Annotated in this window: 21 protein-coding genes; 14 read left to right on the top strand and 7 right to left on the bottom strand. The window is 34.5% G+C overall.

Annotated features, from left to right (window positions below):
• Positions 1-44 precede the first annotated feature (44 nt).
• From BLT04_RS05370 to metF, 5 genes are all read left to right on the top strand, one after another.
• Complete coding sequence (locus BLT04_RS05370) at positions 45-1,211, top strand: O-succinylhomoserine sulfhydrylase (RefSeq protein ID WP_089754501.1); 1,167 nt, start codon at positions 45-47, stop codon at positions 1,209-1,211.
• A gap of 134 nt (positions 1,212-1,345) precedes the next feature.
• Entirely contained in the window at positions 1,346-2,356 is a 1,011-nt protein-coding gene (locus BLT04_RS05365; RefSeq protein WP_089754499.1) for a homocysteine S-methyltransferase family protein, read from the top strand.
• 81 nt (positions 2,357-2,437) lie between these two features.
• Positions 2,438-3,529 (top strand): fatty acid desaturase family protein, encoded by a 1,092-nt coding sequence (locus BLT04_RS05360; protein WP_089754497.1) that lies wholly within the window; start codon positions 2,438-2,440, stop codon positions 3,527-3,529.
• Positions 3,530-3,536: 7 nt separating this feature from the next.
• Positions 3,537-6,197 carry a methionine synthase gene (metH, locus tag BLT04_RS05355; RefSeq protein ID WP_089754496.1) on the top strand — a complete coding sequence of 887 codons (2,661 nt, stop codon included), beginning with the start codon at positions 3,537-3,539 and terminating at the stop codon, positions 6,195-6,197.
• A gap of 81 nt (positions 6,198-6,278) precedes the next feature.
• Entirely contained in the window at positions 6,279-7,238 is a 960-nt protein-coding gene (gene metF / locus BLT04_RS05350) for a methylenetetrahydrofolate reductase [NAD(P)H] (protein WP_089754493.1), read from the top strand.
• A 37-nt stretch (positions 7,239-7,275) separates the two neighbouring features.
• Here the strand turns inward: metF and BLT04_RS05345 are convergent, their stop codons facing one another.
• Positions 7,276-7,944 carry a hypothetical protein gene (locus tag BLT04_RS05345; RefSeq protein ID WP_089754491.1) on the bottom strand — a complete coding sequence of 223 codons (669 nt, stop codon included), beginning with the start codon at positions 7,942-7,944 and terminating at the stop codon, positions 7,276-7,278.
• 84 nt (positions 7,945-8,028) lie between these two features.
• Positions 8,029-9,183, bottom strand: a complete 1,155-nt coding sequence (locus BLT04_RS05340) for a hypothetical protein (protein WP_089754488.1) — start codon at positions 9,181-9,183, stop codon at positions 8,029-8,031.
• Between the two features lie 101 nt (positions 9,184-9,284).
• Between BLT04_RS05340 and folE the strand changes: the two genes are divergently transcribed.
• The 7 genes from folE to BLT04_RS05305 all read left to right on the top strand — a co-directional run bounded on the left by folE (position 9,285) and on the right by BLT04_RS05305 (position 18,282).
• A complete protein-coding gene (folE, locus tag BLT04_RS05335) occupies positions 9,285-9,953 on the top strand; it encodes a GTP cyclohydrolase I FolE (RefSeq protein ID WP_047401339.1) in 669 nt (222 codons plus the stop codon).
• A 160-nt stretch (positions 9,954-10,113) separates the two neighbouring features.
• A complete protein-coding gene (gene cysS / locus BLT04_RS05330; RefSeq protein ID WP_089754487.1) occupies positions 10,114-11,580 on the top strand; it encodes a cysteine--tRNA ligase in 1,467 nt (488 codons plus the stop codon).
• Positions 11,581-11,871: 291 nt separating this feature from the next.
• Positions 11,872-13,038 carry a T9SS type A sorting domain-containing protein gene (locus tag BLT04_RS05325; protein ID WP_089754485.1) on the top strand — a complete coding sequence of 389 codons (1,167 nt, stop codon included), beginning with the start codon at positions 11,872-11,874 and terminating at the stop codon, positions 13,036-13,038.
• A gap of 127 nt (positions 13,039-13,165) precedes the next feature.
• A complete protein-coding gene (locus BLT04_RS05320) occupies positions 13,166-15,817 on the top strand; it encodes a 4-alpha-glucanotransferase (RefSeq protein WP_089754483.1) in 2,652 nt (883 codons plus the stop codon).
• A 139-nt stretch (positions 15,818-15,956) separates the two neighbouring features.
• Complete coding sequence (locus BLT04_RS05315) at positions 15,957-17,012, top strand: hypothetical protein (protein WP_089754480.1); 1,056 nt, start codon at positions 15,957-15,959, stop codon at positions 17,010-17,012.
• Positions 17,013-17,201: 189 nt separating this feature from the next.
• A complete protein-coding gene (locus BLT04_RS05310; RefSeq protein WP_089754479.1) occupies positions 17,202-17,645 on the top strand; it encodes a hypothetical protein in 444 nt (147 codons plus the stop codon).
• Positions 17,646-17,772: 127 nt separating this feature from the next.
• Positions 17,773-18,282 (top strand): ferritin, encoded by a 510-nt coding sequence (locus BLT04_RS05305; protein ID WP_089754476.1) that lies wholly within the window; start codon positions 17,773-17,775, stop codon positions 18,280-18,282.
• A gap of 106 nt (positions 18,283-18,388) precedes the next feature.
• Here BLT04_RS05305 and BLT04_RS05300 read toward each other — a convergent pair whose 3' ends face one another.
• Together BLT04_RS05300 and BLT04_RS05295 are read right to left on the bottom strand one after the other, a co-directional pair.
• The gene (locus BLT04_RS05300; RefSeq protein WP_089754474.1) at positions 18,389-19,177 is read right to left on the bottom strand and encodes a hypothetical protein; all 789 of its coding nucleotides are present in this window, start codon (positions 19,175-19,177) and stop codon (positions 18,389-18,391) included.
• Between the two features lie 69 nt (positions 19,178-19,246).
• Complete coding sequence (locus BLT04_RS05295; protein ID WP_089754472.1) at positions 19,247-22,387, bottom strand: UvrD-helicase domain-containing protein; 3,141 nt, start codon at positions 22,385-22,387, stop codon at positions 19,247-19,249.
• Positions 22,388-22,567: 180 nt separating this feature from the next.
• On the opposite strand from BLT04_RS05295, the gene BLT04_RS05290 reads away from it, so the two are divergent.
• Both BLT04_RS05290 and BLT04_RS05285 read left to right on the top strand, forming a co-directional pair.
• Complete coding sequence (locus tag BLT04_RS05290) at positions 22,568-23,314, top strand: hypothetical protein (protein WP_089754470.1); 747 nt, start codon at positions 22,568-22,570, stop codon at positions 23,312-23,314.
• A gap of 220 nt (positions 23,315-23,534) precedes the next feature.
• Positions 23,535-24,269, top strand: a complete 735-nt coding sequence (locus BLT04_RS05285) for an SIMPL domain-containing protein (protein WP_089754468.1) — start codon at positions 23,535-23,537, stop codon at positions 24,267-24,269.
• A gap of 70 nt (positions 24,270-24,339) precedes the next feature.
• Here BLT04_RS05285 and BLT04_RS05280 read toward each other — a convergent pair whose 3' ends face one another.
• Genes BLT04_RS05280 through BLT04_RS05270 form a run of 3 tightly spaced genes read right to left on the bottom strand, consistent with a single transcriptional unit; the run spans position 24,340 to position 26,345 of the window.
• On the bottom strand, positions 24,340-24,852 hold the full coding sequence (locus BLT04_RS05280; RefSeq protein ID WP_089754466.1) for a hypothetical protein: 513 nt from the start codon (positions 24,850-24,852) through the stop codon (positions 24,340-24,342).
• Between the two features lie 2 nt (positions 24,853-24,854).
• Positions 24,855-25,076, bottom strand: coding sequence for a PspC family transcriptional regulator (locus tag BLT04_RS05275; protein ID WP_089754463.1), 222 nt, complete (start codon positions 25,074-25,076; stop codon positions 24,855-24,857).
• Between the two features lie 6 nt (positions 25,077-25,082).
• A complete protein-coding gene (locus BLT04_RS05270; RefSeq protein ID WP_089754462.1) occupies positions 25,083-26,345 on the bottom strand; it encodes a DUF2851 family protein in 1,263 nt (420 codons plus the stop codon).
• Between the last annotated feature and the right edge of the window lie 14 nt (positions 26,346-26,359).

Below are 26,359 nucleotides of genomic sequence, written 5' to 3'. Positions count from 1 at the left end.
ATATCAATAGCCGTAGGTGAAACCTATGGAAAAATAATAAAAGAATGGAAAACGAAAATTTTGAAACCTTCGCCATAAGGACGCAAACTGAAAGAACCCAGTTTGATGAGCATTCAACGCCGTTATATTTGACGTCCAGCTTTATTTTTCAGGATGCGGAAGATATGCGTGCGAGTTTTGCAGAAGAAAAAGCGAAGAATTTATACAGCCGGTTTTCAAATCCGAATGTCACCGAATTTACCGATAAAATTGCAAAAATGGAAGGTGCAGAAGCTGGATATGCTTTTGCAACAGGAATGGCGGCAATTTATTCAACGTTTGCGGCTTTGTTAAATGCTGGAGATCATATTGTAAGCTGTCAGTCGGTTTTCGGTTCTACCCACACGTTGTTCACAAAATATTTCCCGAAATGGAATATCGAAACAACTTATTTCAAAGCAGAAGATGCGGAGAACGTTGAAAAATATATTCAGCCCAACACCAAAATTTTATATCTGGAAACGCCTACAAATCCGGCAATTGAGATTTTAGATTTAGAGTTTTTTGGAAAAATCGCAAAAAAGCATAATCTGATTTTTATTGTAGATAATTGTTTCGCAACACCTTATCTCCAGCAGCCGATAAAATACGGAGCAGATATTGTGGTGCATTCCGCAACAAAATTAATTGATGGGCAAGGTCGTGTTTTAGGTGGAGTCGCGGTTGGCAGAGAAGATTTGATTCGTGAAATTTACCTTTTCGCAAGAAATACTGGACCCGCAATGTCACCTTTCAACGCTTGGGTTCTATCAAAAAGCTTGGAAACATTAGCCATCCGTGTGGAAAAACATTGTGAAAATGCTATAAAAGTTGCTGAGTTTTTAGAAAGCCACCCAAATGTAGAATTTGTGAAATATCCATTTTTACCTTCTCATCCAAATTATGAAATTGCAAAAAAACAAATGAAACTGGGTGGAAACATTGTTGCTTTTGAAATCAAAGGCGGAATTGAAGGCGGAAGAAAATTTTTAAATACAATAAAAATGTGTTCTCTTTCTGCAAATCTTGGAGATACCAGAACAATTGTAACACATCCTGCATCTACAACGCATTCCAAATTATCAAACGAAGAAAGAAATGAAGTAGGAATTACGGCTGGTCTGGTTCGTTGTTCGGTAGGGCTGGAAAATGTAGACGACATCATTGAAGATTTAAAACAGGCATTGGATTAAAGTTTCGGCGGCGGCAAAGCCGCCGCCGAAACCCATAGATAAAACAGAACCCGAAGGGTTCAACAATAATAGCTATATGTGAAACGTATGGCAAAAATAGTAATCATTAATTCAACGATGAAAAAATAAATAAAATGAAAAATTCAGAACAATTATACAAAGCATTATCTGAAAGAATTTTAATTCTTGATGGGGCAATGGGAACGATGCTTCAACGATACAAATTCGAGGAAGAAGATTATCGCGGCGAGCGTTTTAAAGACTGGGAACATCCGGTTAAAGGAAACAATGATTTACTTTCATTGACGCAACCTCATGCGATCGAAGAAGTTCACAAAAAATATCTGGAAGCTGGAGCTGACATTATAGAAACCAATACATTCTCAGGAACGACCATCGCGATGGCAGATTACCACATGGAAGAATTGGTGTATGAACTAAATTTTGAGTCTGCAAAAATCGCAAGAAAGGCCTGTGACGAATATACCGCAAAAAATCCGGATAAGCCAAGATTTGTGGCGGGTTCAATCGGTCCGACAAACAGAACGGCAAGTTTAAGTCCGGATGTAAATGATCCCGGTTACAGAGCCATCACTTTTGATGAACTGAGAATTGCGTACAAACAACAATCGGAAGCATTGTTAGACGGTGGCGCAGATATTTTATTGGTTGAAACCATTTTTGACACCTTAAATGCAAAAGCAGCACTTTTTGCCATCGATGAAATTAATGAAGAAAGAGGAATTAATATTCCGATCATGGTTTCAGGGACAATTACCGATGCTTCCGGAAGAACGTTAAGCGGGCAAACAGCAGAAGCATTTTTGATTTCTGTTTCACACTTAAATTTGCTAAGTGTAGGTTTCAACTGTGCGTTGGGAGCCAATCAGTTGACACCTTATCTGGAAACGTTGGCGCATAATTCAGAATTTTATGTGTCAGCTTATCCGAACGCAGGGCTTCCAAATGCTTTCGGGAAATACGATGAAACGCCCGAAGATATGGCGGCACAGATCAAAGAATACGTAGAAAAAAGATTAATCAATATTATCGGAGGCTGCTGCGGAACGACTCCGGACCACATCAAAGCAATCGCAGATATGGTTGCACAATATCCGCCAAGAAAATTGAAGGAATTTGTCTGATTTAATAGATTTTTTTTATTAAATCAATAATAAAAGGAACGGTTTTTATATTAAATTTAAATATCACACAAATTTAATATTATGGAAAAGCCGATTTATTTAAAAAATACAGACGATGCAAAATTGTTTAATGAATTAAGAAAAAAAGTGAACCAACGTGTAGAAGCCATTCCCGAAAACAGGGATATTTATATACAGATCAAAGCCATTATTTTGCCTTTGGTCTATTTTGGTTTATATGTATTTGCGCTTTTTAATGCCGAAAAACCTTTGATTTATATTTTGAGTTTTGTCTTGATGGGAATTTCTTTAGTGTTGATTTATTTAAACTTAATTCATGAAGCTGCCCACAATAATATTTATAAAAGCAAAAAATTAAACGGACTTATTTTGCAGATTTTCGATTTTGTAGGCGCCAATTCCTACATCTGGAAAAAAAGACATATTGCAAGTCACCACGCTTATCCGAATGTGGATGGATGGGACACAGATATCGAGCAGAGCGGACTTTTATTAATCGTTCCCTGGATTAAAGCAAAAGGAGTTCAGAAGTATCAGCACTTTTTTTTCTTTTTAGTCTATCCTTTATATCTGTTTAATTGGATGTTTATCAGAGATTTCAGAGACTTTTTTGATAAAGAAAGAGTGATTTTAAAAACGCAGGGCAAAATTCCGGCTATTGAAAAAGTGAAAATGATAAGCTATAAATTATTTTATTTTTTCTATCAAATTGCCGTTCCGGTTTTGTTTTTTAAGGTATCGCCTGGCTTGGCTTTCGGAGCCTGGTTTTTACAGGTTATTGCAGCAAGTATTTTTGCACTGTTTGTTTTGTTACCCCTGCATCCGCTTCCGGACAATGCTTTTCCAAAATTGGATGAGAAAAACGGACTGCCGTTCAGCTGGCTGCATCACCAATTTGAAGTTACCAATGATTTACAGGAAAATAACTGGTTTGTAAGAAATATTTTAGGGAATTTCAATTTTCATGTTGCCCATCATCTGTTTCCGAATTACAGTTATTTATATTATAATGAAATTACAGACGAAATCGAAAAATTTGCCAAAGAACACAATTTGGCATATAAAAGGTTTCCGATTTTTACCGCTTTGGGCAAACATGTTGATTTGCTGAAGCAAAATGCAAACAATGCATATTTTATTTTAGAAGAATAATAAATTGATGAAATATTTAAGATTATCGGGGCTTGAGCCTCTGATTATTACCCCGGAAAGTAATTTTATCAACGTTGGTGAAAGAACCAATGTTGCCGGATCAAAGAAATTTTTAAGATTAATAAAAGAAGAAAAATTCGGGGAAGCACTCGATATTGCCCGTCATCAGGTTGAAGGGGGCGCACAGATCCTTGATGTCAATTTCGATGACGGATTGATCGACGGAAAAGCTTCTATGATTAAATTTTTAAATTTAATTGCTTCCGAACCCGATATTTCCAGAATTCCCATCATGATCGACTCCTCAAAATGGGAAATTTTAGAGGCAGGACTTCAGGTTGCGCAAGGAAAATGTGTGGTAAATTCCATTAGCTTAAAAGGCGGTGAAGAAGAGTTTATCAAACAGGCAAAAGCAATTAAAAGATACGGTGCCGCGGTTATTGTCATGGCTTTTGATGAAGACGGGCAGGCCGATACCTACGATCGCAGGCTTGAAATTACAAAACGGTCTTATGATATTTTGGTTAATGAAGTGAAATTCCCTGCTGAAGATATCATTTTCGATCTAAATATTTTTCCTGTGGCAACAGGAATGGACGAGCATAGAAGAAATGCAATCGACTTCATTGAAGCAACGAGATGGGTTCGTCAAAACCTTCCGTATGCGTCTGTAAGTGGCGGCGTGAGCAATGTTTCGTTCTCTTTCCGTGGAAATGATACCGTAAGAGAAGCGATGCACTCGGTTTTCCTTTATCACGCCATTCAGGCCGGAATGAATATAGGAATCGTAAATCCCGCCATGCTGGAGGTTTATGATGAAATTAATAAAGAATTATTAGGTCTTGTAGAAGATGTAATTCTCGATAAAAGAGAAGATGCCACAGAAAGGCTTTTAGATTATTCCGAGAAGCATAAATCTGTCAAAAAAGAAGTCGTCGAAGAGCTCGAATGGCGTACCAGACCTTTGCAGGAAAGAATCACGCACGCTTTGGTAAAAGGAATCGACCGTTTTATTGAAGAAGATGTGGAAGAGGCGAGATTACAGTCGGCCAAACCTTTACACGTTATTGAAGTTAATTTAATGACAGGAATGGGCGTTGTCGGCGATCTCTTCGGAAGTGGAAAAATGTTTCTTCCACAAGTGGTAAAATCAGCCCGGGTAATGAAAAAAGCCGTAGCATATTTACAGCCTTTTATTGAAGCTGAAAAAGATGGGACAAGGCCTGCAAACGGCAAAATCCTGATGGCAACGGTAAAAGGAGACGTTCATGATATCGGTAAAAATATTGTGAGCGTTGTTTTGGGATGTAACAATTACGAAATTGTCGATCTTGGAGTAATGGTTCCTGCTGAAAAAATAATTCAGGCGGCGATTGATCATAATGTTGATGTTATCGGCTTAAGCGGATTGATCACGCCAAGTTTGGATGAAATGGTCTATATCGCTCAGGAATTGGAAAGACAAAATTTAAATTTTCCTTTATTAATTGGTGGTGCAACAACTTCCAAAGCGCATACTGCCGTAAAAATCGATTTGAAATATAAAAATGCTGTAGTTCACGTTAACGATGCTTCCAGGGCGGTAAATGTGGTGAGTTCTTTGCTCGGTGACAGAAATAAAGAATATGTTGATGATTTAAAAAGCGAATATTCGGAATTCCGGGAAAAGTTTTTAAACAGACAGATTGACAAAGAATATGTTTCGCTTGAAGATGCCAGAAGAGATAAATTTAAAATTGATTGGGAAAGCGAAGAGATTTTCACTCCCAACCAATTGGGAATACAGGTTTTTGAAAATCAGGATTTGAACGAGTTGGTGCCTTTCATCGATTGGTCACCATTTTTCAGAAGCTGGGATCTTCACGGTAAATACCCCAATATTTTTGATGATGAGGTTGTCGGAGCTCAGGCAAAAGAATTATTTAAAGATGCGCAGGTTATTTTGAAGAAAATTTTGGATGAAAAAGCATTAACTGCAAAAGCTATTTTCGGAATTTTCAAGGCTAATTCTACCGAAACTGATGATATTTTAATTTTTGATGAAAATAACCAAGAGCAGGTTAAATTTTTGACATTAAGACAGCAGCTTCAGAAATCAAAAGGTAAAGAATATTTGGCATTAAGCGATTTTATTGCCCCTCAAAGTTCAGGAAAAACTGATTATATGGGAGCTTTCTGCGTTACAACAGGTTTCGGAACCGATGAAATGGCAGAGGAATATGAAAAAGCAAACGATGATTACAACGCCATCATGGTAAAAGCTTTGGCAGACCGTTTTGCAGAAGCTTATGCCGAATTTTTACATAAAAAAGTCCGAACCGAATATTGGGGTTATGCCAATCAGGAAAATTTAAGCAATGAAGATTTAATTGCCGAAAAATACAAAGGAGTTCGCCCTGCACCGGGTTATCCGGCGTGTCCCGATCACCTGGAAAAACACGCGATTTGGGATCTTTTAAAGGTAGAAGAAAATATCGGAGTTTATTTGACGGAAAGTTTAGCCATGTTCCCAACCGCTTCGGTGTCCGGATATTATTTTGGAAGTCCGCACGCAAAATATTTCGGATTGGGAAAAATTGCAGAAGATCAATTGAAAGATTATTCAAAAAGAAAAGGAATTTCTTTACAGGAAGCCAGAAAATGGCTGTCACCTAATTTAGCAGATTAATTTAAAAGTTAATGATTGACAGTTGTTGGTTTCTAGTTTTAACGATCAACTGGTAACGACCAACAAGCAACAAAATATAACATGAAGATAACAGACCACATAAAAAACGCAAACGGAAAACCTTTATTTTCCCTCGAAGTTGTTCCGCCACAAAAAGGAATTGGGATTGAAGATTTATATAAAAATATCGATCCTTTAATGGAGTTTAAACCTCCTTTTATTGATGTTACAACTTCCCGTGAAGAGTATATTTATATTGACAAAGGAAATGGATTAATGGAACGCAGAATCACCAGAATGCGTCCCGGAACATTGGGGATTTGTGCCGCAATTCAGCATAAATATAACGTAGATACTGTTCCACACCTGCTTTGCGGAGGTTTTACCAAAGAAGAAACGGAATATCTTCTGGTAGATTGTATGTATTTGGGAATTGATAATATTATGGCGCTTCGTGGAGACGCGATGAAAGGGCACCAATATTTTGAAGCCACTCCGGGAGGGCATTCGAGCGCGATGGATTTAGTTCATCAGATTAATAATCTAGGTCGTGGAAAATATCTTCATGATGATGATCAGATTTGTGATGAACATAATAAATTCTGCATCGGAGTGGCCGGTTATCCTGAAAAACATATGGAAGCTCCTTCGATGAATTATGATTTGAAATGGCTAAAGCAAAAAGTAGACGCCGGAGCAGATTATATCGTTACGCAAATGTTTTTTGATAATAAAAAATATATCGAATTTGTTACCAAGGCAAGAGAAATGGGAATCACAGTTCCGATTATCCCGGGAATTAAGCCGATTGCGACAAAAAGACATTTAAAATTGCTTCCGCAGGTTTTTAAAATTGATCTTCCTGAAGAATTAATCAACGAAGTTGAAAGTGCAAAAAATAATGAAGCCGTAAAAGAAATCGGAATCGAATGGGCAATTAATCAATGCAAAGAATTGCTTGATTTTGGAGTTCCTGTTCTGCATTTTTACTCGATGGGAAAAAGCGATAATATTAAAAAAGTGGCAGGGGAGCTGTTTTAAAATAAAAAGCCTTGTAAATTTTACAAGGCTTTATTTTTTATTGATTTAAGAAATTGACTAATTTTATGAGGTCCTCTTCTTTACCGAATTTTATTTTATTAGATTTTACAAATGTTTCTATTGCCTCTTTTTTATCAGGGAATTGTTCTGTAATATCTTTTACGCTTTTAGGTTTTTTAATAAACCCTTTTTCTGTTTTAATATAATAAACAGGCTCTGCGTTTGAAAAAGAAGCCGGTTTTTCTTGTGAATAAGAATTAGCGGCAGGAACTAAGTCATTAAATCTGGTCTTGACCTTTTTGTAAAGAGCATTTTTGCCGCCTGCAAGTTCAAAGAAATATCCTTTCATATCATCACCGGTATCAGCCCAGACCAATGTCTGCTTTGGAGACAAGATTTCTATTCTTGAAAATTTTGGCTCATTGGGAAGAACCATTGTTGTTCCATCCTTCTGAAACTCAATCTCATCCTTATAGCTGTTATATCTTACAGGTACTTTTTCATAATCATCAGCGACTTTGGCTACCTTAAAATCTTTCGTCACATAAGGAGAGCCTGTAATTTCATCATAAGTTAATGCTCTTCCTGCTCCCTTAGAATTTACATTATAAAAAACTTGATGTGCCCCTTCATTAACTCTTACCGTATTTTGTGCATAAGAGCTAAATGAGATTACTGATAATATAGCTAAAATTGTTTTTTTCATTTTTATGATTATAAATTGTTTTTCAAATTGTTATCAAAAATACAAATATTCTTTTTTAAATTTAAAAATATGCTTAAAAATTTTCTATAAATAAGGATGTCTTTCAAATTCTTTAGATTGATCGAATAAATAACGGTAAGTGGCTAGCTTTCTTGTAATAGTTGTATCAAGATTTTCAGCAATTTTTATCATTTTAGGATTAAAATCACCGATCCATTGGAGTTCAGTGGTCTTAAAATCAGTGTGTTTTCTTAAATGTTGCGTTCCTTCCCAGATCATATAGCCTTCAAGCCCCTTTTTCTGCCATTCGGGAACGACTCCGAAAACAAGGCCCACCATTTTTTCGTTTTTTTTAAATTTTTTAACCCATAAAAATTTTAATTTTTCAAAAAAGCCAAACTTTCCGTTCAAATATTTAAACCATTGATTTAAATCAGGAATATTCATCCACATGGCGATTGGTTTTTCGTTTTCATAGACGAACCACGAAATATGTTCATTAATAATAGGTCTCATGGTCTTGAACATTTTCAGGACTTTGCCTTCACTCATTTGCTTGCCTTCTCCATGTACAGCCCAGGCTTTGTTGTATATTTCAGTAAAATCTTTGGCAAATTTTTCCAGGTTATTTTTTTTCAAAGGTTTTGCAGAAATGTTCGGGTTTTTGCTGTATTTTGCATGCATTACCGTAAAAACTCTTGAAACTTCAGCAAAAATCGGCCTTGAAAAACAAAGCTGTTCAAAATATATTTTAAAACCATAATTTTCAAAAAGCTCTTGATAATAGGGAAAATTGTAATTCATACCATACAAAGGTTCGATAAAGCCATCAATCAGAAGTCCCCAGAATTTATCGCGTTCACCGAAGTTTATCGGCCCGTCCATCGCTTGCATTCCTCTTTCCTGAAGCCAGCTTTTACAATAATCAAAAATAAAATTTGCGGTTTCCTGATTATTAATGCAATCAAAAAATCCGATTCCGCCGGTTGGCTGGTGTTGTTTATAAAATTTATTCACAAAAACCGCCACTTTTCCAAGGGTTTCGTTTTGTTTATTTTTAAATAAAAATCTTTTGCATTCTCCGGTTTTGAAGAATTTGTTTTTTTCGGGAGTAAAAATCTCTTCGATGTCCTTGTTTAAAGGTCTGATATAATTCTTGTCGTGTTGGTAAAGCCTTGATGGGAACTCTAAAAATTCCTTTTTCTGTACTTCATTTTGTACTTCTTCAACGATAATCATAGTATTTATTACAGATGAGAACCTGAAAGATAATATTTTTAGTTTAAAATTGAAATAAATCAATAAATATTATCCGTATTTTTGTGGCAAATTAAATGAAAATGGTTGATTTTACTGATAACGACGATGATATTTTCACGGGAAAAGAACATACGCCAATAAGGAAAGATGCTTTTGATAAATCGCCACAGGAAAAGATAGAAAAAATTACGGAGCTTTTTGGGGAAATCATGGAAACTTTGGGAATGGATATGACCGATGATTCTTTAAAAGACTCTCCGAAACGGGTGGCAAAAATGTATGTAAACGAAATTTTCGGAGGGCTTCTTCCGGAAAATAAGCCGGGAATTTCCACTTTTTCAAATAAATATAAATACCGCCAGATGCTGGTGGAAAAAGATATTACCGTATATTCATTCTGCGAACATCATTTTTTGCCGATTATCGGAAGAGCACACGTTGCATATATTTCAAACGGTGAAGTAATCGGGCTTTCCAAAATCAACAGAATAGTTGATTATTATGCGAAAAGACCTCAGGTTCAGGAAAGATTGACGATGCAGATTGTGGATGCCTTGAAAGAAGCGTTAGGAACAAAAGATGTCGCCTGTATCATTGATGCAAAACATCTTTGCGTAAATTGCAGAGGAATAAAAGATACGTCCAGTTCGACGATTACCGCGGAATTAAGCGGTATTTTCAGAACAAATCCTATTACCAGACAGGAATTCTTACATTATGTAGGAAGTCATGCAAAATTGGATTATTGATAAATTAAATTAATAATGATAAAATTTAAAAAAGTTTCAGACAAAATTTTCATCACAACGATTATTTGTTGTTGCTGTGAATGCTGTTGTTAAAAGACTTCGGTCTTTTAATTAGAAAAACTTTAAACTAAATTTAAAATCATTAACCAAAAACAAGATAATGCAATTAAAAATATATAATTCGCTTACCTCAGAAAAAGAAATTTTTAAACCAATATTAGAAGGAAACGTTGGAATGTACGTTTGTGGACCTACCGTTTACAGCAATGTGCATTTGGGAAATGTGCGAACTTTCCTTTCTTTCGACTTTATTTACAGAAGCTTGACGCATTTGGGCTACAAAGTAAGATATGTAAGAAATATCACCGATGCAGGTCACCTTACAGACGATGGAGACGTTAATAACGACCGGTTTGTAAAGCAAACGCGTCTTGAAAAATTAGAACCGATGGAAATTGTACAGAAATATACGGTTGATTTTCATAAAGTTCTGGATATGTTTAATTTGCTTCCACCGAATATTGAGCCGACTGCAACCGGTCATATCGTTGAGCAGATTGAATTGACCCAAAAATTAATTGAAAAAGGATTTGCCTACGAAAGCAATGGTTCTGTATATTTTGACGTTCTTGAATACAACAAAAGAGGTCTGAATTACGGCGAACTTTCAAAAAGAAATATCGAAGAACTTTTCGCCAATACCCGTGATCTTGACGGGCAAGGAGAAAAGAAAAATCCACAGGATTTTGCGCTTTGGAAAAAAGCATCACCAGCACACATCATGAGATGGAATTCGCCTTGGGGAGAAGGTTTTCCGGGTTGGCATCTTGAATGTACTGCGATGAGCACCAAATATTTAGGTGAAAAATTTGATATTCACGGAGGTGGAATGGATTTAAAATTCCCACATCACGAATGTGAGATCGCCCAAGGGAAAGCTTGCAATGATATTGCTCCTGTAAATTACTGGATGCACGCTAATATGTTGACAATGAACTCTCAGCGTATGAGTAAATCAACAGGAAATTACATCTTGCCGATGCAGTTGGTTACAGGAGAAAATGATTTCTTTGAAAAGCCTTTCCATCCGTCAATTGTTCGTTTCTGCTTTTTGCAGGCGCATTACAGAAGTGTTTTGGATATTTCTAATGATGCGATGATTGCCAGCGAAAAAGGTTTTATCAGATTAATGGAAGCTGTAAAAGTTTTAAATTCAATTACTCCGAATGACGAAAAACAATCAGGTTTTAGTCTTGAAGAATGGAAAAATAAAGCCTATGATGCACTAACGGATGATTTTAATTCTCCGGTTCTTATTGCTCATATATTTGAAGCCGTGAAATATATTTTTGCTTTAAAGGATGAGAAAGAAACGATCTCAACTAAAGATTTAGAGGATTTAAAATCTACTTTAAATGCTTTGATCTTTGACGTTTTAGGATTGCAGATGATCGAAGAAAATAACAATGAAAAGCTGGATCAGACATTGCAGGTTTTAATTGAACTGAGAAATCAGGCAAGAAAATCGAAAAACTTTGACCTTTCGGATCAAATTAGAGATAAATTGCTTGCAGAAGGCATTGAATTAAAAGACGGCAGAGACGGAACAACTTATGTTTTAAACTAATATTAAAAAAAATATTTATAATCTCCCGCAGATTCCACAAAGTTTCACAGAAAATAAAAATCTGAGAAATCCATGGAATCTGCGGGAATTTTTTATGCATTAAGTTTGTCATTCTGAATGGAGCAAAGCGTGATGAAGAATCTGTTAGTACGATAGATTTTTCCTCCGTCAGAATGAAAACGATCCGCTTAAATAAAATTCTTATTCAAACAAGGGAATTTTTTATTATTCAATTTAAAAATTGTGTAACTTAGTCATACTAAAATAATTACAAATCTAAAATTTTATCATATGAAAAAACATTTATTCCCTGTATTCTTGTTATTATTTGGCGCAAATGCCTATGCACAACAAGATTTCTTTGCATTGGCCGGAAAAGATACACCAAGTATTATTTTCAATGATTTCCGTGCGATAGATGCCGCTAACGGTGTTTCCGGAGAGAAAATTTTTACGGCTGATACTGCTGCAAAAGTTTTTTCACAAACCAGAAACGGAGCTGTAACTGAAGATAAAAATTCTTACAATAATTCTCAGGCAGTTGCGATGGCAGCCCTGGCTTTTGATGCATCCAATAACAATTTGCTGTATATGCCGATGTTTTCTTCCAATATTTATGTATTGAATCAGAAAACCAAAGAAATTACTTTGATCGAAAACAGTGTTGCAAGAGTCACTTCGTGCGACATCAATTCTCATATAACGCGAATGGCAACAGGTTATGACGGAAATATTTATGCCATGAATAATTCCGGAACACAGTTTTTACAGATCAGTAAAAAGAATAATCAATACATTGTTAACGACCTTGGAATCGTTAAGGATGATGCTTCCAACGGGAAAAACTCTTTCACAACGATCGAATCTGGGTTTGGAGGTGATATGATTGCGGATGCGGACAATAATTTCTATGTTTTTGCAACTTCAGGAAATGTTTTTAAAGTTTCAACTAAAGATTTAAAGGCAAAATTTGTTGGAAAAATTACAGGTCTTCCTGAAAATTATTCGGTGAACGGCTCTGCAGTGAATGTCAAAGGAAATGTAGTTATTGCCAGTGCAAAAGGAGCTGCTTTATATGAAGTCGATTTAAAAACTTTACAGGCAAAACAAATTCCGGGCGAACAAAATTTACATATTTATGATTTAGCAAGTAAATATTTTGCCAATGATAGAGCGAATTCATTGAATGCTTTGGCAGGAATTGATATTTATCCTACAAGAGTTGATGAGCATTTTATCAATGTTGCTGTCAATGATAAAAATGTAAAAGGAAATATAAAATTAAATGTTTTTGATATTTCAGGTAAAAATGTCTTTAAACAAACGCTTTCTGTAAAAGATGGTTCTTTAAATGAACAGGTTTATTTGAAAAATTTAATTAATGGAGCTTATATTGTAAGCATTGCTTCGGAATCCGGCAAGATTCTGATGAACAAAAAAATTCTGGTTACTGAATAATATTTCAATTGAACATAACAACTAAAAACCTTTCCGAATGTCACTCGGAAAGGTTTTTTAATGAATATTTGATATTCAGGAAGTTTTATTTTTCAATTTTATAATGTATTTTTATAAAAAAATATAGATGAAGCTATACTTTAATTTGGGGTACAATGCAAAAGCCGGAGAAGCTTTACAGCTGCTGATTCATGAGGACGGAGCATTGTCTAAAGCTCATAAAATGTTTTACACGGAAAACGGTTTGTGGAAATGTGAAGTAGATTATTTTTCAAAATCGATTTCTTATATCTATCGGCTTGTGGATGAAAAAGAAAATGTTGTGAGAGAAGAATTTGTCCCACATAAGCTTAATTTTCCACATAATTATAAGGAGTTTTCAATTTTCGACGAATGGAATAATAAAAATTTTCCCGAAAATTATTTAAACAATAAAATCCTTTATAATAAACAGAATCAATTCCGTCCGGAAAAAATTTCGGTGTTAAAAAAACATACGCATTTATTCAGAATTGAAGCTCCGGTTTATAACCCAAACTGGAAGCTTGTTTTGTTTGGAAACGTTCCTTCATTAGGAAGTTGGGATTACGAAAAGGCAATTCATTTATCTCAAACGGATTTTGGCGTTTGGGAAACTTCGGTTGAGATTCCTGAGAATGAATTTATTCAATTTAAATATTGCCTTTACGATATCAATGAAGGAAGAGTAATCGATGTTGAAACAGGCGAAAACAGATTTGCTTTACCGAATCACGCAAAAGATGTTCTGCAGATTGTTGCGAATCATTATTTCCGGTTTAAGCTATATCAAATGTATCACGATGCGGGCGTTGCGGTTCCTGTTTTTTCGTTGAGAAGCGAAAGTGGTTTTGGGGTCGGTGAATTTGCAGATTTAAAAAAACTGGCAGACTGGAACAAAGAAACCAATCTTGGAATTATTCAGATTTTGCCGATCAATGATACAACGGCAAACTATTCATGGACGGATTCTTATCCCTATGCAGCCGTTTCTGTGTATGCTTTGCATCCGCAATATATTTCGTTGGAAAATCTCGACTTTAAATTACCGAAAGATTTAGTTGAGGAATATGAAGCTGAAAAAGCAGAATTAAATTCTTTAGAATTAATCGACTACGAAAAGATGATTTCCGGAAAATGGAAATATCTGAAGGCGGTTTTTACAGCTGAAAAGGAAAAGATTTACAAAGACAGAAACTTCAAAAAGTTCATTAAAGACAATGAAAGCTGGCTGATTCCTTACGCTGCATTCTGCGTGTTGAGAGATAAATACAAAACACCGAATTTTAACGAATGGAAGACGCATAAAAAATATATCGCAGGAAAAATTTCTCCATTTTTTACGGCAAAAAGTAAAGATTATGATGCTTCGATGCTTCATGCGTGGGTGCAGTTTCAGCTTCATAAGCAGTTGAAAGATGCAGTAGATTATACGCATAGTTTAGGCGTTTCTTTGAAAGGAGATCTGCCGATCGGTATTTACAGGCATTCGGTGGAAGCATGGACAGAACCGGAACTTTTCGGTATGGATTTTCAAGCCGGCGCACCGCCTGATCAGTTTACGGAATTAGGGCAAAACTGGGAATTTCCCACGTACAACTGGGAAGCCATGAAAGCCGATGATTATAAGTGGTGGAAAAACAGATTCAAAGCATTGGAACAGTATTTTGATGCGATGAGAATTGACCATATTTTAGGGTTTTTCAGAATTTGGAGAATGCCGATTTCAGCTACACAAGGGATTTTGGGATATTTTTATCCTTCGGTTCCCGTTAGTCTGGATGAATTCAGGGCGTTGCATATTCCGTTTAATTTTGACAGATATTGTAAGCCTTTTATTAACGAACAGATTCTTTGGGATTATTTCGGAGAAGAAAAAGCGAATGCTCTTGAGTTTTTGAATAATAATTTTGACGGGACCTATTCATTTAAAGAAGAATTTGATACACAGAGAAAATTAGCTGATTATTTCAAGAAAAATCCTGTTGATTTGATTGAAGATAAATTAATTGCACTTTGCGCGAATGTCCTTTTCTTAACGGAAGAAAAAAATGGCGAAACGGTTTATCATCCGAGATTTAATGTTTATAATACAGATTCTTATAAATATTTGTCTGATTGGGAGAAAAAATCAATTTACGATTTATACCACGATTATTTCTTCAGAAGACAGGATCATCTTTGGTACGAAAAAGCCATGGAAAAACTTCCTGTGATTTTGAATGCTACGAAAATGCTGATCTGTGGAGAAGACTTAGGAATGGTTCCGGATTGTGTTCCTGTGGTAATGGATGAACTGGCGATTGTTGCCCTGAAAGTGCAGCGTATGCCATCAGATAATATTCCTTTTTATAATCCAAAAAATGCGAGTTATCTGAATGTAGTGACGGCTTCTTCGCACGACAGCTCTACGTTGAGGCAATGGTGGAAAGAAGATCCTGCTTTGACGCAGAAATATTTTAACCAGCAATTGATTCAATACGGAAAATCACCGGAAGAAATGGACGCCCATCTTGCGGAAATCATTATGAAGCAGCATCTTTATAATGATGCCATGCTGGCCGTGTTCCCGATACAGGAATTTTTGGCGACAGATACAGAGCTTACCAATCCTAAGATGGAGAATGAAAGAATCAATAATCCTGCAGTTTTTCCGCATTATTGGCGCTACAGAATGCATTTGAATCTTGAAGATCTCAAAAATCAGACGAATTTTAATCAAAAAATAGCAAACTGGATAAAAGATAGTGGAAGATTGTAAATTTAACATTTGATTATCAATTAGTTAATGATAAATTAAAAGAAGTTATGTCAAAAGATTTAACTTCTTTTTTTTATTTATATCCAAAAGATAGAATAAAGATATTCTACTATACACTAACCAATTAACGACTATAAAAATGAAAAAAATATTAATAGGTTTTGCTTTGAGTCTGGCGACTTTGTCGTTTGCTCAGCAGTATCCAAATAATAACGGTTACGAAAATAACGGATATAACGACGGATACGGAAATAATAACGGATATGACGACGGCTATTATGATGATGAAGATGATCAGAACTATTTCCCTGATGATTATTACTACAACTATCCTCAGGATTATTATCAAAATGATTATTATCAGAATAATTATAATGATTACAGAAACAGTATTATCAGCATCAACTGGAATGGCTTTTTTGCTCAAAACAGATTAAATCGCTGGCAAATCGATCAGATCCTGAGATTGAATAATTTGTATGTAAGCTTCTCAAGCTGGAACAATTATTACAGATATAACCCGGACAGATGGTATTATGACAGATTCTACGCTTTGCAGAGAATTATGGGACCGAGGATTTTTGTGACTTTCCAGAACAGCTATTATCACGGTTACAGCCCGGTAGTTTATTTTCAGAATTACAGAAGAACGCATTATGCTTCAATCTGCAGACCAATGCCTCGTTACAGAAGCGTGAACATCAATATCTACAGAGTTGACAGAGCGAAATTCCGTAGAAATGATAATCCTACTTTCAATATTGTAAGAAGCCAAAGACCAAATAATGGATTCAGAGGTGGAGTTAGAGACGGAAATAATTCTGGAGGTTTCCGTAACCAAAATGAAAATAGGTCGACTAATAATTCAGGATTCAGAAGAGATAACGATGGTGTGCGAAATAATGGGGGATTCAGAGGAAACACTGATAATGGAGTGAGAAACAATGGTGGTTTCAGAACTGAAAGAGCCGACAACGGAAATAACGGAAGTGAAAGAAATAACGGAGGATTCCGTGGAGGAAGTGAGGTAAGAAGAGAAGCTCCTAAAAGAGAAAATAACGGAGGCGGCTTCAGAAATGAGGGAGGTTCAAGAAGAAGCGAAAATTCTGCTCCAAGAGAAAATAGAGGACGAGAAAGCAGAGGTGGGGAAAATAGAGGAAACGGAGGTTTCCGAAGCGGATTTGCAAAGAATTAATTTTCATATATTATATTTAAGTGGTGTGAGGGCAGATTTTTATAGTCTGCTCTTTTTTTTATTTTCGTAATTAAATTATTGATAGTAAAATTTAACATTTTTTATGAATATTTCCGCTTAACTTCTCTTTTAATTAATAATCAAACAGATGTATAACAATTAATTAATAATATAAAAATTTTTAATAAGATGAAAAAATTAGTTTTGGCAATAGCATTTATCGGAATGGGAAGTTTTGCAATGGCACAAACCACTCCTCAGGACAAACAAGCAAAAAGAGCTGAATTCCAACAAAAAAGAGAACAAAAAGAGCAGGAACATTTAGCACAGATGCAGAAAGATCTAAACCTAAGTCAGGCTCAGGTAGCGCAGATCAGAGAACTTCACGCAAACAAAAAAGCTGAAATGAAAGCCGAGTTTGATAAGAACAAAGATGACAGACAGGCAAAAATGGAGCAAATGAAGGCAAAAAGAGCTCAAATGGATTCAGACATGAAGAAAATTTTATCTCCCGAGCAATATGATAAATGGCAAGCTGACAGAAAAGCCAAAATGGAGCAGAGAAAAGGAATGATGAAAGACAGAAAAATGATGAAGAAACAAATGAATACGGCAGCTCCTGCAGCCAATTAATAGTTTATAATTTTGATTTTTTAATGTTAGAAGGGCAGAAGAGATTCTGTCCTTTTTCTATTAAATAGTATTAAATCTTTTGATTTCGGGGTTTTATTCCATAATTTTGACTACAAATTTATTACTTATGGTTAGCGAGAAAATTGCACAATTAATTAACGAACAAATAGCACACGAACAATACGCCGCACAATATTATCTTTCAATGTCTGCCTGGTTTTCCAGCAAAGATCTGGATGGCATCGCCAACTATTTCAGAGTACAGAGCAAAGAAGAATTAATGCATGCTGATAAAATGTTCGACTATTTAAACGATGTAGGCGGGGAAATTATCATAGGGGAAATTGCAAAACCACCACACGAATTTGAAAACGCAATCGATATTTTTCAAAAAGCGTTGGAACACGAAAAAAAGGTAACGAAAAGTATCTTCAATATTGTAAAAAATGCTAATGACGAAGGTGATTTTGCTACAACTTCATTCCTCCAGTGGTTTATTAACGAGCAGGTGGAAGAGGAAGCAAGTGCTTCACAATATGTAACTAAAATCAAAATGGTAAGCGATAATCCTTCCGCGTTATATCTTTTTGACCAGGAATTGGCACAAAGAGTTTTTGTCCCAGATCCTACAGCTTAAGATTACATTTATTAAAACAAAAAGTACAATGTAAGGATTGTACTTTTTTTATGTTATGAATGAAAAAATTTCGGCGGCACCAAAGGTGCCGCCGAAATTTTTAAAACTATTTAGTTAAAATATATTTTTTTCCGGAAGGAGTATAGTTAGGATTCTTGTCATTGCCTTTCATAAGCTGAAGCTCTAATGTATTTGCAATTATTTTAAATTGATATACATCTCCGTTTGTGTTTTTTTGATCAGATTTATAGAAAATAATTCCGTCAAAACCAGGACCTGTAGTAAAATCATAAATTACCTTATAGCTTTTATAGCCTTCAAAATTAACTTTACCGTCTGCAGAAAAGTCAATCTTTGATTTAGAATCTTTATCAGTATAACTTCCTGCAATTAATATTTTTCTTAATTCTGTATCCAGATCTGTGCTTAATTTTTGATAGGTTTCCGTTTTTTTGGTTTTAGGGAAATACATTTCAAGCTTGTTCTGACTGTTCAGTTTTGCCTCAAAAGAATCTTTAAAAGTAGGATCATCCGTTTTTTTAGAATCATCTTTTACAAATTCATTCTTTTCTTTGTCGAATGTAATTGCTACATCAGAGCCACCTTCATGATCTGTAAAACCGTGAAGTGTTGCCGAACCGGTCTGTAATTCATTTTCATTAAGGCTAAAAAACAAAACTTTTGTTCCGTATATTTTGTTCTGAAATACAGATTTTGTTTTTTTAACATTCTCTACATATTGATCAGATACCCAATTACCTGCAATTGGCGAAGTAGATGGTGTAGACATCTCAGAAGCTGAAGTATCTTTTTGGTCAGTCGTTGCAGAATCGGATTTAGGATTAGAACACGATGCAAGTAAAGCTATTAATAAGCCTTGCGTAATTTTTCTCATTATATGTTTTTTTATAGTTTGGAAATATTCCGTAAATATAGTTGCAAATATTATGCAAATTTTTGACTTTTACAAATAAATAAGCTGTGTTTTTAAAATCTTTCTTCCGAGGCCTTCGAGAATTTTTCTATAATTTTCAATTTGTCTATCATTTTTTTCCGTTTCTTCTCCTGTTTTAAAATCAACGATAATATAACCTTCATCGTTTTTCAAAATTCTGTCGGGACGGTAAATTCTGCTTTCTCCATTTTCAGAAATCATGATGTCTTTTTCGTTAATGACAGTCCATTTTTCATCAAAAAATTCAGTGTAATTATGAATGATCTGCTGTAAAGTTTCCTGAATTTCATTTTTCTCGTCTCTTGTGATCTGGCCTTCCAAAACATAGCTTTCCAATACTTTCTCAACATCTTTTTTAGTATTGATCTTTGACAGCAATTCATGAACAAAAAGCCCTATTCTTACTTTTTCATTGCGGACCTGATAATTTTTAGAAGGTGTAGCAATTTTTATAGAAGTGCTTTTTTCGTTAATATTTTTCAGATTACGAATATCTTGTGTCTTAAAAGATGAAGTCTTGTCTTTTGAATATTTTTTAAGCATTTCAGGATGCACTTCATATAAATCAAATTCATCGCTTTCATTGATGTTTTTAGTTTGAAGAAATTCCAGAAGCTCGAGATTATTTGATGTTTTATTTGCTTTTTGGATATAAAAGAACAGCTGTTCCACAGGTCGCGTCGTCGCAACGTACTGTAAACAAAGCCTGTCGACTAAGTTTTTATAAGAATTGATTTTATTAAACTTTTGAATTTCTTCATCATAAACTTCCAGGTTTTTATTAAACTGATTGATATTCACCGACTTTAAAGCGTCATCATTATTCGTCTCAAACCAGTTGGTAAATTCAGCATCACGGTTTTTATTCATCATCGGAATAAAAACGATCGGAAATTCCAGCCCTTTCGCCTTATGAATCGTCATAATTTGGATCGCATCAATATTTTCCGAAGCCTGAATAGTATAAGTTGAAGCTTCTTCATCCCAGTATTTCAAAAATTCTTTCGTGCTTGCTCCCGCATTTTGTGTAAAATTGAAAAGCATTTCCAGGAAATTCAGAAGGAAATCGGTTTCTTTATTTTCAACTGAAAATTCATTGATATAATATTCTACAAAATTGTATAAATTAAACTTCGGGAAATTATCCTGCTTCAGCTTTAAAGAATATTTCTCCTGAATAAACTGCAAAATTTCTTCATGAGACCCAATTTCGAGGATTTCTTTCATTTCCAGCGTAAAATCTAGCATATGAATTCTTCCCAATTTGTTTAAATGGTACATCATCATGATCAGATTCGGCTTATTCTTCGGATTGGTTTCCCATTTTAAAAACTCAATAACAGCTTTTAGAGTATGCGACAATTCCAGCGTAAGGCCTTTGTCAGAAATGGTTTTAATGTTTGTCTCTTCACCTTTGTAATTAACTTTCAAGTTTCCTAATTTCTGAGAATAACTGAAAATATCGAAATTTCCACGGCAAAGAATCGTAATGTCAGAAAATTTAAAACCATTATCTAAACTTTCCTGAATATCTTTCCGCATTCTTTCGGATGTATCGTTGTAGAAATCTTCATTGGTGAGGTTTTCTATGAGATTTACTTTTACCCGCCCTGAAATTGATGATTTTGAGCTTTGCTCGCCATCTGTTCCGAAAATATTTTTATGCTCCTCTTCAAGATTTATTGAATGATATTGATATAATTCATTATTAAACTGAACAATATTCTTTGCGCTTCGCCAATTGTCTTTTAAAACAAGCAATTCAGCTTCTTTTGGCGAAATTTCTTTTTTATTAATAATATCAAGCATCAGCTTACTTTCCCCACCACGAAATCGATAAATACTCTGTTTTGGATCGCCAACGAGCGTAAATGAAGTATTATCGGTTGAAACAGAATGATCTCTCAACGGAACAAAATTTTGCCATTGTAATTCTGAAGTATCCTGGAATTCATCAAAAAAATAATGCTGAAATTGGGAACCTACTTTTTCATAAATAAAGGCAGAAGGCTCATTCCGGAGGTTTTCATTAATAAGAATATTGAATTTTGAAAGTAAAACCAGATCATTTTCTTCTTCAATTTTTCGCAGTTCATCCTGAATATCTTTATTTACCTTTAAGGGTAAAAGTGCTGATAAAATTTTCTCTTTTTTCTGCGTTTCGATGAATAAAATAATTAGCTGCATTCTGTTTTCCAATAGCTGATCGAGAATTTCCAGAATATCCGTTTCTTTGCTTTTGGATTTTGTTGCAGCACCTTTCTGATAATTTGCTAAAGCTGTTTCTTCATTGGTAGGAAAAGGGAAAGTGGCTCTTTCTTTATTATAAAACCTTATAATTTCGTTAAAGAAAAGTCCAAGCCCGTTTTTTTTACCCCCTGAGAAATCTTCAATCTCAATATTACGCGATTGAAATAATTGAATTGAATTTGTAGCAACCTCAATAGCCTGTTTTTTATTGAATGAAATTTCTTTCCGGATTGTATTTTTTATATTTTCATAATTGGTGTCGTCAAAGCTTTTATTGCTTTTAAGATGTTCATAATGAATGTCTTTTACAAATTCTTTTGCGGAATCGTAAAGGTTTTTATTAAGGTTAATTCTTTCATTATTTTCGAGACTGTAATCCACATAATCCATAAAAGAACTGGAAATAGCATCATTTTCCCCGATCTGATCCAGCATTTTATCTACCGCTTCGATCAAAAACGGTTCTGCCTCAATTTTAAGGTTAAAATTTTTCGCCAAACCAAGCTCATAAGAAAAACTTCTTACCAATCTGGAATTAAAGCGGTCAATCGTCCCGATATTTAAAGTAGAATAATTATGAAGAACATAATCCAGCAGTTTTTTTGAACGGTAATGAAGTTCATCAATTGTAATTTTTAATCCTTCTTGTTCAAATGCCTGCTGAATATTTTTCAAATCAGGATTTTCAGCAAAATTATCGGCAGAAAAATTGCCCAGCCATGTTAAAATCCTTTCTTTCATCTCATTGGCAGCCTTGTTGGTAAACGTCAGTGCCAGAATATTCCTGATCGAATGTTGCTGATTAGGATACCGGAGACAGATCATCAAAAGCCTTTGCACGAGCGCATACGTTTTGCCCGAACCTGCAGAAGCATTGATAACTGTATAAGAATTTTGCATTTTTAGAACAATTGGAACTGCAATTTAGCTAAAATTTACCTGAAATTTTAACAATTTTGAACCCGGATTTAACAGTTTTAAAAACAAAACTCTAAAAGAAATCCTAAAACACGTTAACTGTGGTTAAACTTATCATTATATTTAAAAATAACTTTAGTTTTGCTTTATAAAAAACTGTCCGTGAAATTTAAACTATTCTCTCTCTTATTATTTATATTTTTCATCAACATCAATGCTCAGGATTATATTTTCGGAAAAATTACTTCCGAAGAGAATATTGAGATGCCAGACGTTGTAGTTATCAACATCAGAACAGATGAAAGGGTGGTTTCTAACCGGGACGGCCATTTTATGGTTTCAGGACGTGCAGGTGATGAGCTTCGTTTTGTAAAAACCGGGTATGAGCGTGTAAATAAGAGTGTAACCAAAGAAAATATCGGTTCTCCGCTTAATGTGATGCTTACAAGAGCCGCCACTTTAATTGCCGAAGTTGAAATTAAGAAAGGAATTACCGGAGATCTTAAAATAGATTCCAAAAACCTTGATCCTCCAAGAAAAGTTGAAAAGCTGAAAGGTGATTTAGGAGCTTATATCGCTCAGAAATCTGATCCGCGGGTTTTGGCAGCGAGAGCCGGAGAATTTGTGCAGCCAAAAGGACAAGGCTTTTCGATCGGAAAAGTGAAAAATAAATGGGACGATGTTGATTTTATGAATTATCTGATAAGTTCTTTAGGTGAAAAGTATTTCACTGATTTAAAAGTAGATAAGTCAATGATTCAGAATTTTATTTACTACGTTTTTGCCGGTGGTTTTGAAAGACAGAACATTTTGAAATACGGATTTTGCAGTGATGCAGATTTAATGAGGTTTCAAAGAGCTGTTTTTGTAAGAATTTCGTCGTATCGCGCTCCTCAAACGCAGAGGTAACAATAAAAGGCTAATTTTTATCTTATTAGTTTTATGTGGATTTGCATTTTTCAAAATAGTTATCGGAAATTATCGACACAATAATATATAAGAAGTAATTGTTTGTGTAAGTTTAAGATTGACAAACAAAAATAATTAAATGTTAAAGAAATCTTAAAATTCGGAATGAGAATTGATATATTATTTTCATTAAAATAAATCAACTAATTCACAAATATTTATGAATAAAACTATTATTGCGATTGCAATCGGGGCATTGGGATTTATCATTGGCCTCGGACTTCTGGGAAGCGCGATTAAAAACAGGAATAAATCTGAAAATACAATTTCTGTGACAGGGCTTGGTTCCAAAAAATTTACCTCAGACTTAATAACCTGGTCAGGAAGCTTTTCAAAAAATAATATTGATTTGAAATCAGCTTACGACGAACTGGCAATGGATCGAAAAGTCATCAACGACTATTTGCTGTCAAAAGGAATTAAGCAAAATGAGATCGTTTTTTCTTCGGTAGATATTCAAAAGCAGTTCAGAAACTATACGGATTCTAATGGAAATAATGTTCAGGGCGAGTTTTCGGGATACAATCTTACACAAACAGTTTCCATTGAAAGTAAAGAAGTAGCGAAAATTGAAAACCTTTCCAGGAATATTACGGAAATTATTAACCGCGGAATAGAATTTACATCTTCATCGCCATTATACTTTTACACAAAACTTGCCACCGTAAAACAGGAAATGATCGCTTCTGCAACAAAAGACGCAAAAGAACGTGCTGAAAAAATTGCGGAAAATTCAGGAAGTCATTTAGGTGGTCTTAAAAAAGCAACGATGGGAGTGATTCAGATTACAGCGCCCAATTCCAATGAAGATTATTCTTATGGCGGAACTTTCAACACGTCTTCTAAAGATAAAGAAGCGAGTATTACAATTAAATTGGAGTATGAAGTGAATTAATTTTTAATTACAATCAAACCTTCAAGGTTTACTATGGATAATCCGAAGATTCACTCTTCGGATTTATATTTTAATGATAAACAATATCGTAAATTTCATCTTTGACCTCGCTCAGGTTTTCAGGAAAATAATTCGCCAGAAGCCATAATTTAATAGAATTTTTTCCTTCACCATAACTTGGCTGCACGTACATTTCATCAATTAAATTAAAACCATTTTTTTGATAAAATGAATACCGTCTTTTGGCATCATCACCCAAATGTTCGGGCTCAATTTCCAATATAATTCTGGGATAGTTTTCGAATAAATAATTAGTGATATACGGACCTAATTTTTGACTTCTAAACTCTGCAAAAACCTCAAAATGTTCCACAAAAGTAAAATTGCTCAGTTCCCAGATAATCAGATAACCGATATTTTTGGATTCATGTGAAACAGAAATTATTTTCACATTTTCTTTAGAAAAAAGTGCTGTAAATTCTTTCAGGTCCCTTCTTTCATCTTCCGGAAAGGTCTTTGAATATGAGCTGTAAATCTCTTGGACTCTGTAATCGTCCGCTGAAGTAATCGGTAAAAATTCCATAATTATAGATCAAAAACGCTAGGACGTCTGGTAATAAACATATCTTTTATCCATAAGATAAAAGCCAATCCAAGATAGATTAGAAAGAAAAAACCTGCCGTCGCAAAAGTAGAATAAATGAAGAAAACGCGAAGTTTAGAAACAGGAATTCCGAGTTTGGTTCCCATTCTTGTGAGAACGCCAAACCATTCTCTTTCCATTTTATGACGAATATTATCAAACATTTGAGGTTATTCTTTTAAAAGTTTAAATCCGATACCGCAATTTAAGCAATTTTTTGTTTCGCAATAGTTTTTATGATGATAAATAAGGCTTTGACTTTCCAACGCTGTTTTACATTGTATTCCTAAATTTTTCCAGCTGTCAATAATTGAGTTTTTCTCAGATGAAATTTTTTTATAGAAATCGAGGATTTCAGTTGAAATTTCTTCACGATGAAATTTATGATAAGTATATTTTACGGGAAGAATTGCATTTAAAATAATTAATTCCATAAAGTCTTTACTTAAAAACTTTGGTTGGTCTACCGTTGAAATCTTCCCGAAATTAAAATGATTATCCCAATATTCAGAAGCTTTTACATTCTTTATAATTTCAAATAGATCATCAGAATTTTTGGAATTAATTAATTTTGAAAACAAATTTTGGTGCTGATAATAAAGATTTGCAAGTTGTGACAAACGGAGAGTTGGAAAATTCGGTGGTCTTAGTCTTAAAAATTTAGGATGAATTTTTACATCAGAAATAGTAAATTTAGCTGTAATAAAATCAAATTCTCGTTTCCAGATTTTCATTTGATCATCAACCGGATTTTCAAGCCAGCCGGAAATACCGAAAAATAATGCTTCAAGCTGTGTTTCGTTTTGCCGGATTTTATTGATAATCGTAAAATCGACATTTTCTGCAATCTGCTTAAAAATAAATGCATTCACTTTTAATCCGAAAGAGTAGGCGAGATGATGGAAAAGTACGGCTTCAAAATTATTTTTGTATTGCTCTAAACTTTTCTCAATTTCCTTTGATTTTGCTTCCAGCTTTTTTAGAATATTTTCTTTATGAAAATTAACCGGAATCTTATTTTGGCTTACAATTTTTTCACAGGGAATAAATTGATTTTCTTCTGATAATTTTTCATATCGATGAAAAATATCCGGATCAATATAATCTTTTAATTCTAGGGTCGGAATATTCTTTTTGCTGAGTTCTTCAATGTCTGTATCATTTTGAAAAACAACATGAAGAATGATATTCTGATAGTTTGGATCTTGAGAGTGATTGTGAAAAATCCAGTCGGAAGATTTTACGTGAAGTTCAATATTTCCGGCAAAAATTACCTTATTGATTTTAATTTTCGCCAATAAAAAATCGGGCCCGGAATCTGTGTTCCATTTCCCGAAATCTATTATTTCAACGGAATTCCCTTCAATATCCTTGAAGTCAAAATGTTTGAAAACCTTATAGTTCCAAAGATATTGAAGTAGTTTTTCCGTCATAAGTGTGACGCAAA

It is taken from the genome of Chryseobacterium soldanellicola, from assembly GCF_900100115.1.
GTDB lineage: Bacteria > Bacteroidota > Bacteroidia > Flavobacteriales > Weeksellaceae > Chryseobacterium > Chryseobacterium soldanellicola.
This window is presented reverse-complemented; position numbering and strand designations above follow the sequence as displayed.

What these genes read in the sequence shown, in the direction of transcription:
- BLT04_RS05285 (WP_089754468.1), top strand. Translation starts at nt 23,535, where the DNA reads ATGAATAAAACTATTATTGCGATTGCAATCGGGGCATTGGGATTTATC.
- BLT04_RS05340 (WP_089754488.1), bottom strand. Translation starts at nt 9,183, where the DNA reads ATGATTATCGTTGAAGAAGTACAAAATGAAGTACAGAAAAAGGAATTT.
- BLT04_RS05275 (WP_089754463.1), bottom strand. Translation starts at nt 25,076, where the DNA reads ATGTTTGATAATATTCGTCATAAAATGGAAAGAGAATGGTTTGGCGTT.
- BLT04_RS05270 (WP_089754462.1), bottom strand. Translation starts at nt 26,345, where the DNA reads ATGACGGAAAAACTACTTCAATATCTTTGGAACTATAAGGTTTTCAAA.
- BLT04_RS05280 (WP_089754466.1), bottom strand. Translation starts at nt 24,852, where the DNA reads ATGGAATTTTTACCGATTACTTCAGCGGACGATTACAGAGTCCAAGAG.
- BLT04_RS05305 (WP_089754476.1), top strand. Translation starts at nt 17,773, where the DNA reads ATGGTTAGCGAGAAAATTGCACAATTAATTAACGAACAAATAGCACAC.
- BLT04_RS05315 (WP_089754480.1), top strand. Translation starts at nt 15,957, where the DNA reads ATGAAAAAAATATTAATAGGTTTTGCTTTGAGTCTGGCGACTTTGTCG.
- BLT04_RS05365 (WP_089754499.1), top strand. Translation starts at nt 1,346, where the DNA reads ATGAAAAATTCAGAACAATTATACAAAGCATTATCTGAAAGAATTTTA.
- folE (WP_047401339.1), top strand. Translation starts at nt 9,285, where the DNA reads ATGGTTGATTTTACTGATAACGACGATGATATTTTCACGGGAAAAGAA.
- BLT04_RS05310 (WP_089754479.1), top strand. Translation starts at nt 17,202, where the DNA reads ATGAAAAAATTAGTTTTGGCAATAGCATTTATCGGAATGGGAAGTTTT.
- metF (WP_089754493.1), top strand. Translation starts at nt 6,279, where the DNA reads ATGAAGATAACAGACCACATAAAAAACGCAAACGGAAAACCTTTATTT.
- BLT04_RS05370 (WP_089754501.1), top strand. Translation starts at nt 45, where the DNA reads ATGGAAAACGAAAATTTTGAAACCTTCGCCATAAGGACGCAAACTGAA.
- BLT04_RS05345 (WP_089754491.1), bottom strand. Translation starts at nt 7,944, where the DNA reads ATGAAAAAAACAATTTTAGCTATATTATCAGTAATCTCATTTAGCTCT.
- BLT04_RS05295 (WP_089754472.1), bottom strand. Translation starts at nt 22,387, where the DNA reads ATGCAAAATTCTTATACAGTTATCAATGCTTCTGCAGGTTCGGGCAAA.
- BLT04_RS05300 (WP_089754474.1), bottom strand. Translation starts at nt 19,177, where the DNA reads ATGAGAAAAATTACGCAAGGCTTATTAATAGCTTTACTTGCATCGTGT.
- BLT04_RS05325 (WP_089754485.1), top strand. Translation starts at nt 11,872, where the DNA reads ATGAAAAAACATTTATTCCCTGTATTCTTGTTATTATTTGGCGCAAAT.
- BLT04_RS05360 (WP_089754497.1), top strand. Translation starts at nt 2,438, where the DNA reads ATGGAAAAGCCGATTTATTTAAAAAATACAGACGATGCAAAATTGTTT.
- cysS (WP_089754487.1), top strand. Translation starts at nt 10,114, where the DNA reads ATGCAATTAAAAATATATAATTCGCTTACCTCAGAAAAAGAAATTTTT.
- metH (WP_089754496.1), top strand. Translation starts at nt 3,537, where the DNA reads ATGAAATATTTAAGATTATCGGGGCTTGAGCCTCTGATTATTACCCCG.
- BLT04_RS05320 (WP_089754483.1), top strand. Translation starts at nt 13,166, where the DNA reads ATGAAGCTATACTTTAATTTGGGGTACAATGCAAAAGCCGGAGAAGCT.